Below are 14,123 nucleotides of genomic sequence, written 5' to 3' on the forward strand. Positions count from 1 at the left end.
CTGCCGGCACCGGACCCTTCAGGGGGTCGGGTGCCGGCCACTGGCTGGACCTTCTGTCCACGGCTCAGCCGCGCCGCGCGCATCTGCCCCCTGTTCGGCGAGGGGAAGGACGTCAGGTACCTGCTCGGCGAGCCGCTCAGCCAAGGCAAGGTCGGCATCTGCCAACAGGTCTGTGGCGATGCGATAGCCCAGTTGGCGATAGGATTCGAACTGGGTCTCGTTGAAGAACTGGTCACTGGTGGGTTCGTCGGGAAAAGTCGGGCTGGAGTCACGATAACCCAGCAGCGACAAGGGAAGTCCCGGAACGAGAGTCGATTTGATATAGATCAGCAGTCCACGACTGTCATCGGAATAGCGAATTTCGCCGATGATGAAGCCACGGCGCGAGAGACGGGTTCCGCTGGGATAGCGGATGGCATCGTCAGGGATCAATGCATCCAGGGGGCCGCCATCGGCATGGGTGCCACGCTCTTCACCGTGCTCATCGGCATCGAAGATCACGCGAGCGCCGAAATCCTCCCGGCAGCGCTGCAGGGCAAGTTGCAGGGTGCCGAAACGGGATTGCTGATCCTGACTGCCGTCGCAGGTGATGATCAGGCTCACGCGGCGTCGCATCAGTTCGTAGAGACCCAGGTTCTCGAAATGACCGCCGTCGGTCAGTTCCTGGAAGGGAGCGTCTTCCCGGTGCCCCCATGGGAGGATGGCGCAGAGTCCCGGCCAGAACTGGTGGGTGCGCCGACTCTGAAGCTGACCGGGGTGTGGCACCCAATATCCCAGGCGCAGGTTGAACAGGGTCATGGTGATCGACACCAGGCGCGAGCGTGACATGCCGACACCACCGACGCCGGTATTGGGGTTCGCGGCGGCACCGGAAATGGCCATGGCGGTGGCCAGGGTCATTCGGCCCTGCATGAAATGCCGGGTGGCTCGCCAACCTGTGCTGTTGCTACCACAGTAGAGCGGGCTGAGCAGAAAGCCGTCACCGCCGCGTGTCCGCGACCTCACATCGTGGGCGTTGACCAGGACGGCATTGGTGTTGATCAGCGGATAGGGGGCCCGGTCGCAGGCGACCAGGCTGTCGGACAGGGTCAAGGCATCGGCCGCGTTGGGAGCCGGCCCGGTCAGCCCCTGTGCCGCGGCGCTGAAGCTCGGCATGAAGGCTTCCATAAGACGGTCACGATAGTAGCGATGGACCGTGATGTAGTTGATATTGCACAGCCAGCCGAAGGCAGCAAGGACGAGTGTCAGAATCAGCCAAGCCAGTGGGCCGCTGGCATGCAGCAGCATCGAGAGCTCGAGAGCCAGCAGACCCATGCCCAATAGCAGCAGGCTGCAGGCTACCGCGGCACTGCGCCAGGGCTGCGCCGCTGGCGCCATGTCGGAGAATAACCGCCCGGTGCGCTGAAAGGCCAAGCCCGCTGCGGCCATCCCTAAGAGCATCGCCCCCATCCCCCCTAGCTTGCCCGCACTGTCGCTGCTCAGGGTCAACAACCATGACAGCAGTGGCAAGGTGCCGAGCAATGCCAGCACCATTATGACCCCGGCACCGAAGCCGGCCCAGGTCTCCCACAGCCGTCGCATGTCGTAGCCCAGCAGATGAACGAATGGCCTGTCGCCGGCCAGCATGACGACACCAGTGATGAGGCTGTAGAGCACGGCCAGGACCGCGAAGGCGACCGCCATCATGCCTGCGACCCCCAACAGCGCCGTCAATCCAGGCCAGGCCGGATAGGTCAGCAGCCAAGCGATCAGGAGCATTACGACCACTAGCATCGCCAGTGGTGCGATAACGGGGTGAGGGCGCTCGAGCAGACGTTCCAGGCCGCTGGGAGGATGCTCTGGCCCAGAACGGGTCAACCACCAGTAGAAGATACCCAGCGCGCAGATGACCAGCGCAAGCTGCAGACCGCCGACGACGACCGGGCTCAGCCAGATCGACACTGATCGAATCTCCGGCAGCAGCGGAGTGGCGATCAGCGATGCAGGAACTGCGGTCATGATCGGCTGGGCGAGGAAGGCCTGCAGCACCGTCAGTACCAGCACCAGCAGTGGCAACCAGAAGGCCAGCTGGATGAGCGAACCACGCAGCACCACACTGAGCAGCGAAAAGCCGGTGATACCGGCGCCAGGGGTCAGATAGCGCCCATGCCGGCGCAGGTTATCGAGAAGCCATTGTGAGGATTCCGCGGGACCCTGACTGGTGGCATAGGGGAAGCGGTCTGCACCGGGCGCTGCCTGGTCGGTCGGGCCCACACCGAAGGTTTCGCCACTCTTGCCACTGGCCCACCAGATCAGCGAGGTTCCGAGATAGCCGCCACCGGATACCGTGGAGAGATAATCGATACGCTTGAGCAGGTCCGCATCGGCCAGGGCCTGCAGCACTCCGAGCGAGAAGGTCGCCGAGCGAATACCCCCGCCAGAAAGCGCCAGGCCAGTGAGTGGCGTCTTGGCATCGTCGGGCGGCTGCAGAGCATAGTGAACACGGCGGCCCGAGAGGATGGCGCGTTCGGCCTCGATCAGCGGTCGACACGCAAGGTGCAGGGCGTCCTGTGGGGTATCGCTGGCGCTAGCACCATGTACCGACTCGACATAGTCGGGAACGGGGTCGGGGGAAGAGCCGCGGGGAGTGTCGGGAACTACCATGAGGGCATCCCTGATGATCTGCTTGTGTGTCAGTCCCACACTGATCATAGACCAGATCGTCTGTCTCAACCGCGCAGCCAGTTGCGCAGTTTCACCAGCAGCAGGGCGCCGTCGCCGAGCTCGCGGCGGTCGTCCAGCAGCTCGGCGAGAAGCTCCGGGCGGTCGGTGATGATGGCGTCGACGCCGAGATCGATCAACTGGGACATCCGCGCCCGGTCGTTGATCGTCCAGGCGTGGACCTCGTAGCCGTAGTGACGTGCCAGGCGGATCTCGTTCTCGGTGATGCGGTTGTGGCGCAGCCCCAGGGCGTCGAAGCCGCGGCGATCCAGGGTGCCGGGCAGGATCAGCTGGGCCAGCAGGGTCACCCTGAGCTCGGGTTCCCGGGCGCGGACCTCCTCGGCCAGTGCCGCCGACATGGTGGCCAGGCGCATCTCGCCGATCACGTCCGGGTCGCCGCAGGCCGTTGCCGCCCCGGCGTTTGCGGCCTCGTCCAGGCAACTCCTGCGCCGGTCCGCCTCCTCGTGCAGGGCCTTGATCACCCCCTCCACCAGCGCCACTTCCCGGCCGGGGTCCGGCTTCATGTCGATCATCAGCGCACTTCGGCCACGCACCGCGGCCAGGGCCTCGTCGAGGCCGGGAATCGGCTCGCCCTGAAAGGCGTCGCCGAACCAGCTACCCACATCGAAGGTCGCCAACTCCTCCCGCGTCACCTCTCCCAGGTTGCGCGGGTCTCCGGTGAGGCGGGTCAGGCTGCGGTCGTGGAACAGCACCACCTCGTTGTCGGCGGTGAGGCGCACGTCCAGTTCCAAATAGTCGGCGCCATCGTCCAGTGCCTGTTCCACGGCGGCCAGGGTGTTCTCCGGCGCGGCCATGGAGCTACCGCGGTGGGCGATAATGGCGACCTCGTCGCGCAGCTCGAAGCTGTTGACGATCAGCCAGGCCTGGGACAGGGCAAAGAGGATCACCCCGAGTTCCACCGCCCAGGCCAGGCGGCCGGGATGGGCGGTGCTCGGCGGCGGGGCAGGGCGAGGCTCGCGGTGGGCCAGGCGCAGGGTGAGGCAGGCGGAGAGCAGGGCGTTGGCCGCGATGCCGGCGAAGGTGATGGCCAGGGTCAGCAGCACATAGGCGGTGAGGTAGGCCAGGGTGGCCGGCACCAGCACCGCGTTGCGCTCCGGTAGCCACCACAGCATCGGTGTGAACAGCCGGTCGAAGAGCAGCGTGGCCAGCAGGGGCAGGGCGATGATCACCAGCAGCAGGGCGATGACCGCCACGGCGATGGGCCCCTTGCGACCGTGGGTCAGGCGGTGGCTGCGCGCCAGCGCCTGTCGCGGCCAGAGCCCCTCCAGCGCGACCAGTGGCAGGGCCAGGACCCAGCGGAAGTAGAGGGTGGTAGCGATGGCTGCCCAGGCCACCACCAACGGCAGGCCGATGGCGAGGAATTGCCATAGCGCCGGCGGTCGTACCCGTTGGACATAGTAGGGGTCGAGGCCGCCCAGGAAGAGGCCGTAGAGCCAGGCAATGGCGAATGCCACTGGAAGCACCAGCAGCAGGTGGGTCCCCACCTGCACGACCACCAGGCTGGCCAACTGGGGCAGCCGGCGCAGGGTCCACCACAGCGCCTCGAAGGCCAGGTGAACGTGGTTATCGCGAGGGCGGGCAGCGACCAGGATCATCCCCGCCTGCTGCAGGTAGAGCACCAGGAAGACGAGGACAATGGTGGCCAGCAGCCACAGCGCACCGCCGGCGCTCATCAGGATGTCGATGAGCTCGGCATTGGTGATCACCGGGCGGCCGAACTGGGCGAGAAGGTGGGCCAGGCTCCAGGCCACGGCTGGCAGCAGCAACAGCGAGGCCAGCAGGGTGAAGAAGAGGTGATAGGCGATCAGCGGCCGTAGATGCTCGCGAAGAGTGCGCAGTACATCGCCGCTCAGCTGCGAGAGTGCCAGCATGGCGTGTTTGCCTCAGCCCTCTAGGGGCAGGCGTTCATCGGCCACGACGATGCCGTTGTTGTCGGCGTAGAGCCACTCGCCGGGGGTGAGCGTCACGCCGGCGAAGGTCACCGGAATGTCACGCTGGCCTTCGCCGCGCTTCTCGCTCTTGCGCGGATGGGCACCGAGGGCCTGGACGCCCAGTTCGGTCTCGGCCAGCACGTCCACGTCGCGCACGCAGCCGTACAGGATCACGCCGCTCCAGCCGTTGTCGGCGGCCTGCTCGGCCAACATGTCGCCGAGCATGGCGCAGCGCTGTGAGCCCCCGGCGTCTACCACCAGGACCGCGCCTTCGCCCGGCTCGGCCACGGCCTGCTTGACCACGGAGTTGTCCTCGAAGCACTTCACGGTGCGGATCTGCCCGCAGAAGGCCTCACGGCCGCCGAAGTTGACGAACAGCGGGTCCAGTACCCGCACCTCGGGATGGGCGTCGCAGATATCGGGGGTGATGATATGGCTCATGTCGGGGCTCCTGGCACGGTATGTGAAGACCCGATGATGCCATAGCCGGGACGATCGGACAGGACGGCTTTGGTGGGAGCGCTCGCTAAGGACGCCGCTCGCAAGGGACGTCACAACGAAAAAAGCGCCCCCACCGGGGGCGCTTCTGTCGTCGGCTCAGGCCACCGCGAGGGCGGCCATGCGATGTTGCGAGCATCGGAGTCGAACCTGATTCTATCAGAACTTGGGGTATCAGGCTTCCTGGGTGACGGGAATCACGTTGGAAGCGGCGTTCTGATACTCCTCGATCTCGTGGAAGTTCATGTAACGATAGATCTCGCCGGCCATGGCGTCGAATTCGCCCATGTAGCGGCGATACTCATCGACGGTGGGCAGGCGACCTTCCACGGCGGCCACGGCCGCCAGTTCCGCGGAGGCGAGGTACACGTTGGCACCGTCGCCGAGGCGGTTCGGGAAGTTGCGGGTGGAGGTGGAGACCACGGTGCTCTTGGCGGCGACGCGGGCCTGGTTGCCCATGCACAGCGAGCAGCCCGGCATCTCCATGCGCGCGCCGGCTCGGCCGTAGATGCCGTAGTAGCCTTCCTCGGTCAGCTGGTGCTGGTCCATCTTGGTCGGCGGTGCCAGCCACAGGCGGGTCTTCAGGCTGCCGGCCGGCTGCTTCTCGAGCAGTTTGCCCGCGGCGCGGAAGTGGCCGATGTTGGTCATGCATGACCCGATGAACACCTCGTCGATCTTCTCGCCGGCCACGTCGGACAGCAGGCGGGCGTCGTCCGGGTCGTTCGGGGCGCAGAGGACCGGCTCCTTGAGCTCCGCCAGGTCGATCTCGATGATCTCGGCGTATTCGGCGTCCTGGTCGGCGCGCATCAGGCTCGGGTTGGCCAGCCACTCCTCCATGCCCTGGATGCGACGCTCGATGGTGCGGCGGTCGCCGTAGCCGTTGGCGATCATCCACTTGAGCAGGGTGATGTTGGAGTTCAGGTACTGGCTCACGCTGTCCTCGGACAGGGTGATGGTACAGCCCGCGGCGGAGCGTTCGGCGGAGGCGTCTGAGAGCTCGAAGGCCTGCTCGACGGTGAGGTCCTCGAGGCCCTCGATCTCCAGCACGCGACCGGAGAAGGCGTTCTTCTTGCCGGACTTCTCGACGGTCAGCAGGCCTTCCTTGATGGCGTAGTAGGGAATGGCATGGACCAGGTCACGCAGGGTGACGCCCGGCTGACGCTCGCCCTTGAAGCGCACCAGTACCGATTCCGGCATGTCCAGCGGCATCACGCCGGTGGCGGCGGCGAAGGCCACCAGGCCCGAGCCTGCCGGGAAAGAGATGCCCAGCGGGAAGCGCGTGTGAGAGTCGCCGCCGGTGCCGACGGTGTCGGGCAGCAGCATGCGGTTCAGCCAGCTGTGGATGATGCCGTCGCCCGGACGCAGGGAGACGCCGCCGCGGTTCATGATGAAGTCGGGCAGGGTGTGGTGGGTGTCCACGTCGACCGGCTTCGGGTAGGCGGCGGTGTGGCAGAAGGACTGCATCACCAGGTCGGCCTGGAAGCCGAGGCACGCCAGGTCCTTGAGCTCGTCGCGAGTCATCGGGCCGGTGGTGTCCTGTGAGCCTACGGTAGACATCGCCGGCTCGCAGTACATGCCCGGGCGCACGCCTTCCAGACCGCAGGCCTTGCCGACCATCTTCTGGGCCAGGGTAAAGCCCTTGCCGGTGTCGGTGGGCTGCTCGGGCAGGCGGAAGACATCGGAGGGGGCCAGGCCCAGAGACTCACGCGCCTTGGTGGTCAGGCCGCGTCCGATGATCAGCGGGATACGGCCGCCGGCGCGAACTTCATCCAGAATCAACTGGGTCTTCAGCTCGAAGGTGGTGAGCACCTCGTCGGTGTCGTGCTTGCACACCTTGCCTTCGTAGGGGTAGACGTCGATGACGTCGCCCATCTCGAGCTTGGAGACATCCATCTCCACGGGCAGGGCGCCGGAATCTTCCATGGTATTGAAGAAGATCGGGGCGATCTTGCTGCCGAAGCAGAAGCCGCCGGCGCGCTTGTTGGGCACGTAGGGGATGTCATCGCCGAAGAACCACAGGACCGAGTTGGTGGCGGACTTGCGCGAGGAACCAGTGCCGACCACGTCGCCGACATAGGCGACCGGGAAGCCCTTGGCCTTGACCTCTTCGACCTGTTTCAGCGGACCCTTGGTGCCGGGCACCTCGGGCTCGATGCCGTCGCGCTCGTTCTTGAGCATGGCGTTGGCGTGCACCGGGATGTCGGGGCGCGACCAGGCGTCCGGCGCCGGGGAGAGGTCGTCGGTGTTGGTCTCACCGGTCACCTTGAAGACGGTGAGGGTGATCTTCTCTTCCAGGGCGGGCCTGGAGAGGTACCACTCGGCCTCGGCCCAGGACTGGATGACGTCCTTGGCCACGGCGTTGCCGGCCTTGGCACGCTCTTCCACGTCGTGGAAGGCATCGAACATCAGCAGGGTATGCTTGAGCTGCTCGCCCACTTCCTTGGCGAGTTCGGCGTCGTCCAGCAGCTCGACCAGGGAAACGATGTTGTAGCCGCCCTGCATGGTGCCCAGCAGCTTTACCGCGTGGATCTTGTCGATCAGCGGCGACTCGGCCTCGCCCTTGGCGATGGCGGTCAGGAAGCCAGCCTTAACGTAGGCGGCCTCGTCAACACCGGGGGGAACGCGGTTGGTGATCAGGTCGAGGATGACTTCTTCCTCACCGGCCGGCGGCGTCTTCAGCAGTTCGACCAGTGCGGCGACCTGTTCTGCGTTCAGCGGCTTCGGCGGCACGCCTTCCGCGGCGCGCTCCTCGACATGTTGGCGATAGGCTTCAAGCACGTTAGGGCCCTCATTGCTAGTGGAGCCAGAGCGCTGCGGCTCGGCACAATTCCTGCCGAAACATGCCTCTGGCACTGGAGTCAGGGGTGCATTACCCCCCGTCCTGGTTGGCCGAGATTCTACGCGAGACTGTCGACAATGTTAAGCAAGCCCCGTCCCATGGGGCCTAGCACTTTGGTCGGCGCCATGTGCGTCCGGCTACAGACCCGGGGGCGGACCAGCAGAAAGTAGCCCCGCGGGATGCCTGCTAAGGTCAAGGGGAGCCCGAAGGGAACACTGCAATGACCGCCACCCTCCAGCGCCTGTTCAATGTGCGGCCCGAGGAACGCCTTCCGGTGCTGCTGGCGGTGCTGTTCTTCTTCTGCGTGCTCACCGCCCTGATGGTGCTGCGTCCGGCCCGGGAGGCGCTGGGACTGCGTGGCGGTATCGAGGCGGTGCGCTGGCTGTTCATGGGCACTGCGCTGGTGACCCTGCTGGTCAATCCACTGTTCGGCCTGCTGGTAAGTCGTCTGCCGCGGATGCGCTTCATCGCCGCCACCTACTTGTTCTTCGCCGCGAGCCTCGGTGCCTTTTACCTGCTGATGACGCTCGCCCCCGGAGCGGTCGGCGTGGCCTCCGGCCAGGTGTTCTACGTCTGGTTCAGCGTCTTCAATCTCTTCGTCACCATGCTGTTCTGGGCGCTGATGGCCGACCGTTTCTCGCTCGCCCAGGGCAAGCGCTTCTTCGGCCTGATCGCCGTGGGCGGCACCTGCGGGGCGATCTTCGGGCCCTGGCTGGCGGGGCGGCTGGCCGAGCCGCTGGGCACCCCGGCGTTGCTGCTGGTGGCCATCGGCTTTCTGCTGCTGGCGCTCGCCGCCGCCTACGGCGTAGCGCGCTGCCAGCCTCACCGTCACCATGACCCTGACAGCGCCGAGGTGCAGGCCCCGGCGGTGGATGAGCGCGAACGGATCGGCGGCAGTGCCTGGGCCGGGCTGCGCGCCCTGGCGCAGTCTCGCTACCTGCTGGGCATCGCCGCCTACGTGGTGATCCTGGCCATCATGGCAACCTTCCTCTACTTCACGCGGCTGCAGATGGTGGCCGCCCTGGGCGATGATCTGGACCTTCGCACGGCCTGGTTCGCCCGCATCGACCTGATCACCCAGGTGGCCACTCTGGTGATGCAGGCACTGGTGGCGGGCCACCTGATGAAGCGGCTAGGCGTGGCCTTCACCCTGGCGCTGCTGCCCATGACCACCCTGCTGGGCTTCATCGGCCTGGCCGTGGTCGGCTCACTGGCCGCGCTGATCGCCTTCGAGGCGAGCTTCCGCGCCGTGCAACGCGCCCTGATGCGCCCGGCCCGGGAGACGCTCTACACCGTCACCAGCCGCGAGGAGAAGTACAAGGCCAAGGCCGCCATCGACACCTTCGTCTACCGCGCCGGCGACGTGGTGGGCGCCCAGGTAGAGGGCGCCCTGGGCCGGCTGGGCATGGGCCTGGCCGCGGTGGCCAGCGTCGCCGTGCCCCTGGCCCTGGCCTGGGCCGCCCTGGCGCTGTGCCTGGGGCGCACCCAGCAGCGTATCGACGCCGAGGCGGACGCCACGGATTCCCGCACGACCCTCGACCCGCAAAGGAGACCCTCATGATCTCGCGTCGCGATACCCTCAAGCTGTGCCTGGCGGCCGGTGCCGCCGCCACTCTGCCGCTCTCATCGAGCCTGCTGGCCGAATCGCGCCGCGGCGAGTTGATCACCCGCGCCATCCCCTCCACCGGCGTGCGGCTGCCGGCGGTGGGACTCGGCAGCTCCGCCACCTTCGCCAGCGTGGCCAGGAGCGAGGACGTGGAGGCCCTGCGCGAGGTGCTCCAGGCCCTGGTCGACCAGGGTGGTCGGGTCTTCGATACCGCTCCGGGCTATGGCGCCTCCGAGGCGGTGGCCGGCGAGCTGGCCGCCGAGCTCGGCATCAGCGAGACGTTGTTCTGGGCCACCAAGGTCAATGTGGCCGGCCGCGGCGGCGGCAGCGCCGACCCGGAGGCGGCCCGGGCCCAGATCGAGACCTCCTTCAAGCGGCTGGGCAAGCGCCCGCTGGACCTGATCCAGGTGCACAACCTGGGCGACGTGCCCACCCAGCTCGGGCTGCTCAAAGAGCTGCGCGAGGAGGGGCGGGTACGCCATATCGGCGTCACCACCACCTTCGAGCGCCAATACGAGGAACTCGAACGGATCATGTCACGCGAGCCGCTGGACACCGTCGGCATCGACTACGCCATCGACAACCGCGTCATGGAGCAGCGCATCCTGCCCCTGGCCCGGGACCGTGGCATCGGCGTGCTGGTCTACGCCCCCTTCGGCCGTACCCGGCTGTGGGAGCGGGTGCGCGGCCGGGATGTGCCGGAATGGGCCGCCGAGTTCGATGCCCACTCCTGGGCACAGTTCTTCCTCAAGTTCGTGATCAGCCACCCGGCGGTGACCGTGGCCACCCCGGCCACCAGCCGCGCCCGGCACATGTTCGACAACATGGGCGGCGCACGGGGCGAGCTGCCCGACGAGGCGATGCGCCGGCGCATGATTGCGCATATCGAGGGGCTGTCGTGATGGCCAACCTCTTCGAGGCTATTCCCGAGGCCCTCCCCGAGGAGCTGTGCGAGGAGATCGTCAGCGGCCGCGCGGTGACGGTGGAGCGCATCGTGTCACGGGGCCATACCTCGCCCGACACCGGCTGGTATGACCAGCCGCGCCGCGAGTGGGTGCTGGTGCTCAGGGGCAGGGGCGTGGTGGCCTTCGAGGAGGGGGATGAGGTCACGCTGGGCCCGGGTGACTACCTGACGATTCCCGCCCACCGGCGGCACCGCGTCGCCTGGACCGACCCGAACGAGGACACCGTCTGGCTGGCGGTCCACTACGACTGACGCCGGAGGCCCTTCGAGGTGCTGGCCGGACAGTAGTGTTCGGTTGATCCGTGTATCACACTGGCGCGAACGGCTCGCTTCAAGGGAACCAACGATGCGTCTGAGGATTCTTTCGGATCTGCACCTGGAACACTTCGAGACCCCCAGGGAGTTGCCGGAGGTCACCGCCGACGCGGTGATCCTGGCTGGGGATATTCATGCCGGTACCCGGGGGCTCGGCTGGGCGGCCCGGCGCTTCGTGGGGACGCCGATCCTCTATGTGCCCGGCAACCACGAGTTCTACGGCACCTGCATGCCCGCCCTGCGCCGGGAACTGGCCGTCGAAGCCGCACGGCTGGGCATCCATCTGCTGGACAATCGCTCGCTGGACCTGGGCGGCGTGCGCTTCCTTGGCACGACGCTGTGGACCGACTTCGACCTCTATGCCGGCCAGCCCGATCACGACCCGGCGCTGACCGAGGCCAGGGCGCTGGCCCTGATGCCGGATTTCCGGATCATCGAACAGCCGGAAGGGGAAATCTTCACTCCGGCCGAGAGCCGCCGCCTGCATGGGGAGGCGCTGGCCTGGCTGGAGGCGGAGCTGGCGATGCCGTTCCGTGGCCCGCGGGTGGTCGTCAGTCATCATGCGCCCCTCGGCGAGTGCATCCCATCCCGCTATCGCGGCGATGCGCTGTCGCCGGCCTTCGCCTCCCACCTGCCACAGCTGATGGGCCGCATGGACCTGTGGATCCACGGCCATGTGCATGAACCGGTGGATATGGAGGTCGGGGGCACTCGCGTGGTCGCCAACCCCGGCGGCTACCCCGGTGAGTTCGATCCGCCGTTGTTCACACCCGACCTGATCGTGGAGGTACCAAGCACATGACGCTGTTGATCGGTGTCTATCTGCTGACGAGCCTCGGGTAGTGCCGTGGTCGACTCACACCGGCTTTATCCTCACCCGGCACTGGGAGGACACGCCTCGGGGTACCGAGATCACTCTCTGGCTGGCCACCGACGACGGCCCGCTGGAGGTGTGCCTGCCGCCCCAGCCCTCGGTGGCCTTCCTGCCCGTCGAGCAGCGTGAGCGGGCCGAGGTGCTGCTGGTCGGGGAGCCGGGTGCCACCCTGCGTGACCTCGCGCTGAGCGATTTCCACCATCGCCCGGTGCTGGGCCTCTATTGCCCGCAGCACCGCCAGCTGCTCCGGCTCGACCGGCGCCTGCGAGACGCCGGGGTCGAGCTGCTCGAGGCCGATATCCGCCCGCCGGAGCGCTACCTGATGGAGCGCTTTATCACCGCGCCGGTCCGGGTGATCGGCAGGCCGGATGGCCAGGGGAGGCTGGTGGAGGCGCGCCTGCGGCCCTCGCCGGAGTACCGCCCGAGGCTGCGCACGGTGTCGCTGGATATCGAGACCAGCGGCCGGGGTGAGCTCTACTCGATCGGCCTGGAGGGCGGCGAGCAGCGCCAGGTCTATATGCTGGGGCCGGCCAACGGCAACCCAGACGAGCTCGACTTCCGGCTGGACTACTGCGACAGCCGCGCCGAGCTGCTCGAACGGCTTAACGCCTGGGTTGCCGAACATGATCCCGACGCCATCATCGGCTGGAACCTGGTGCAGTTCGACCTCCGGGTGCTGCGCGAGCACGCCGAGCGGCTCGGCGTGCCGCTGCGACTCGGGCGCGGCGGGACCGAGCTGGAGTGGCGAGCCCATGGCCATCAGCCCAACCATTTCTTCGCCGCCGCTGCCGGACGGCTGATCATCGACGGCATCGAGGCGCTGCGCTCGGCCACCTGGAGCTTCCCCTCGCTCAGCCTGGAGAACGTCGCCCGCAGCCTGCTCGGCGAGGGCAAGGCGATCGACAACCCCTACCAGCGCCTCGACGACATCCTGCGCATGTTCGCCGAGGACAAGCCGGCGCTCGCCCGCTACAACCTCAAGGACTGCGAGCTGGTCACGCGGATCTTCGAGAAGGCCGAACTGCTGGCCTTCCTGCTCGAGCGAGCCACGGTGACTGGCTTGCCTGCCGACCGCAGCGGCGGCTCGGTGGCGGCCTTCACCCACCTCTACCTGCCGCGCCTGCACCGGCTGGGCCTGGTGGCGCCGAGCCTCGGCGAGGGGGAGGACGCCGAGAGCCCCGGCGGCTTCGTCATGGACTCGCGCCCCGGCCTCTACGACTCGGTGCTGGTGCTCGACTTCAAGAGCCTCTACCCCTCGATCATCCGCAGCTTCCTGATCGACCCGGCGGGGCTGGTGGAAGGCCTCGCCGACCCCTCGGAGGCCGCCTCGGTGCCGGGCTTTCGCGGCGCACGCTTCTCGCGCACCCGCCATGCCCTGCCGGCCATCGTCGAGCGGGTGTGGGCCGGGCGCGAGGCCGCCAAGCGCACCGGCAATGCGCCGCTCTCCCAGGCGCTGAAGATCATCATGAACAGCTTCTACGGCGTGCTGGGCTCGAAGGGCTGCCGCTTCTTCGATGCGCGCCTCGCCTCATCGATTACCATGCGTGGCCACGCCATCATGCACCGCACCCGGGAGCTGATCGAGGCCGATGGAGTTACCGTTATCTACGGCGACACCGACTCCACCTTCGTCTGGTTGGGCCGCCCCTGCGAGGAAGCCGAGGCCGCGGCGATCGGTCGGCAGCTGGTGGCGCGGATCAACGCCTGGTGGAGCGAGCATCTCGCCGAGGAGTACGGCCTCGAGAGCGCCCTTGAGCTGCAGTTCGAAACCCACTACCGGCGCTTCTTGATGCCCACCATCCGCGGTGCCGAGGCGGGCAGCAAGAAGCGCTATGCGGGGCTGGTGCAGGGCACCGACGGTAACGCGCGGCTGGTGTTCAAGGGTCTGGAGACGGTACGCACCGACTGGACGGAGCTCGCCAAGGCGTTCCAGCAGGAGCTCTATCGGCGCGTCTTTACCGGCGAGCCCTGGCGGGAGTACGTGTGCGACTACGTGCAGGCCTTCCTGCAGCGTGCCCGGTCGGGGGAGTTCGACGAGCGGCTGGTCTATCGCAAGCGCCTGCGGCGGCGCCTCGACGACTACCGCCGCAACGTGCCGCCCCACGTTCGCGCGGCGCGGCTGGCCGACGCGGAAAACGACCGCCTGGGCCGGCCGCGCCAGTACCAGAACGGCGGCTGGATCCGCTACGTGATGACCCTGGCCGGCCCCGAGCCCATGGAGGCCCACCGTTCGCTCATCGACACCGACCACTACCTGACTCGCCAGCTGCAGCCGGTGGCCGATGCCATCCTGCCCTTCGTGGGCGACGACTTCGCCAGCCTGGTCGACCGCCAGCTAGGGCTGTTCTGAAGCGCAGGATTCAGCTATTGGGGGT

The 14,123-nt window shown here is 67.3% G+C and carries 9 protein-coding genes; 5 read left to right on the top strand and 4 right to left on the bottom strand.

The window, feature by feature from the left end; translation table 11 throughout:
* Positions 1-18 precede the first annotated feature (18 nt).
* The 4 genes from ACM26W_RS08415 to acnB form a co-directional block, all read right to left on the bottom strand.
* Positions 19-2,691: a patatin-like phospholipase family protein gene (locus ACM26W_RS08415; protein WP_416140381.1), complete on the bottom strand. Its 2,673-nt coding sequence runs from the start codon at positions 2,689-2,691 to the stop codon at positions 19-21.
* Between the two features lie 17 nt (positions 2,692-2,708).
* Positions 2,709-4,592 (bottom strand): glycerophosphodiester phosphodiesterase family protein, encoded by a 1,884-nt coding sequence (locus tag ACM26W_RS08420; RefSeq protein WP_416140382.1) that lies wholly within the window; start codon positions 4,590-4,592, stop codon positions 2,709-2,711.
* Positions 4,593-4,604: 12 nt separating this feature from the next.
* On the bottom strand, positions 4,605-5,093 hold the full coding sequence (gene rraA / locus ACM26W_RS08425; RefSeq protein ID WP_416140383.1) for a ribonuclease E activity regulator RraA: 489 nt from the start codon (positions 5,091-5,093) through the stop codon (positions 4,605-4,607).
* A 231-nt stretch (positions 5,094-5,324) separates the two neighbouring features.
* A complete protein-coding gene (acnB, locus tag ACM26W_RS08430) occupies positions 5,325-7,928 on the bottom strand; it encodes a bifunctional aconitate hydratase 2/2-methylisocitrate dehydratase (protein ID WP_416140384.1) in 2,604 nt (867 codons plus the stop codon).
* A 281-nt stretch (positions 7,929-8,209) separates the two neighbouring features.
* Between acnB and ACM26W_RS08435 the strand changes: the two genes are divergently transcribed.
* From ACM26W_RS08435 to ACM26W_RS08455, 5 genes are all read left to right on the top strand, one after another.
* On the top strand, positions 8,210-9,550 hold the full coding sequence (locus tag ACM26W_RS08435; protein ID WP_416140385.1) for an NTP/NDP exchange transporter: 1,341 nt from the start codon (positions 8,210-8,212) through the stop codon (positions 9,548-9,550).
* Positions 9,547-10,497, top strand: a complete 951-nt coding sequence (locus ACM26W_RS08440) for an aldo/keto reductase (RefSeq protein ID WP_416140386.1) — start codon at positions 9,547-9,549, stop codon at positions 10,495-10,497. Before ACM26W_RS08435 ends, ACM26W_RS08440 begins: the two co-directional genes overlap by 4 nt.
* Positions 10,497-10,811 carry a cupin domain-containing protein gene (locus tag ACM26W_RS08445; RefSeq protein ID WP_416140387.1) on the top strand — a complete coding sequence of 105 codons (315 nt, stop codon included), beginning with the start codon at positions 10,497-10,499 and terminating at the stop codon, positions 10,809-10,811. The genes ACM26W_RS08440 and ACM26W_RS08445 overlap by 1 nt, the downstream gene beginning before the upstream one ends.
* Positions 10,812-10,905: 94 nt before the next feature.
* A complete protein-coding gene (locus tag ACM26W_RS08450; protein WP_416140388.1) occupies positions 10,906-11,676 on the top strand; it encodes a metallophosphoesterase in 771 nt (256 codons plus the stop codon).
* Positions 11,677-11,716: 40 nt separating this feature from the next.
* A complete protein-coding gene (locus ACM26W_RS08455; RefSeq protein WP_416140389.1) occupies positions 11,717-14,098 on the top strand; it encodes a DNA polymerase II in 2,382 nt (793 codons plus the stop codon).
* The last annotated feature ends 25 nt before the right edge of the window (positions 14,099-14,123 follow it).

This window comes from Halomonas sp. HK25 (assembly GCF_047795635.1).
Taxonomy (GTDB): domain Bacteria; phylum Pseudomonadota; class Gammaproteobacteria; order Pseudomonadales; family Halomonadaceae; genus Halomonas.

Excerpts from the sequence above, each read along its gene's own strand:
- ACM26W_RS08420 (WP_416140382.1), bottom strand. The coding sequence starts at position 4,592 with ATGCTGGCACTCTCGCAGCTGAGCGGCGATGTACTGCGCACTCTTCGC.
- ACM26W_RS08440 (WP_416140386.1), top strand. The coding sequence starts at position 9,547 with ATGATCTCGCGTCGCGATACCCTCAAGCTGTGCCTGGCGGCCGGTGCC.
- ACM26W_RS08435 (WP_416140385.1), top strand. The coding sequence starts at position 8,210 with ATGACCGCCACCCTCCAGCGCCTGTTCAATGTGCGGCCCGAGGAACGC.
- ACM26W_RS08415 (WP_416140381.1), bottom strand. The coding sequence starts at position 2,691 with ATGATCAGTGTGGGACTGACACACAAGCAGATCATCAGGGATGCCCTC.
- ACM26W_RS08450 (WP_416140388.1), top strand. The coding sequence starts at position 10,906 with ATGCGTCTGAGGATTCTTTCGGATCTGCACCTGGAACACTTCGAGACC.
- rraA (WP_416140383.1), bottom strand. The coding sequence starts at position 5,093 with ATGAGCCATATCATCACCCCCGATATCTGCGACGCCCATCCCGAGGTG.
- ACM26W_RS08445 (WP_416140387.1), top strand. The coding sequence starts at position 10,497 with ATGGCCAACCTCTTCGAGGCTATTCCCGAGGCCCTCCCCGAGGAGCTG.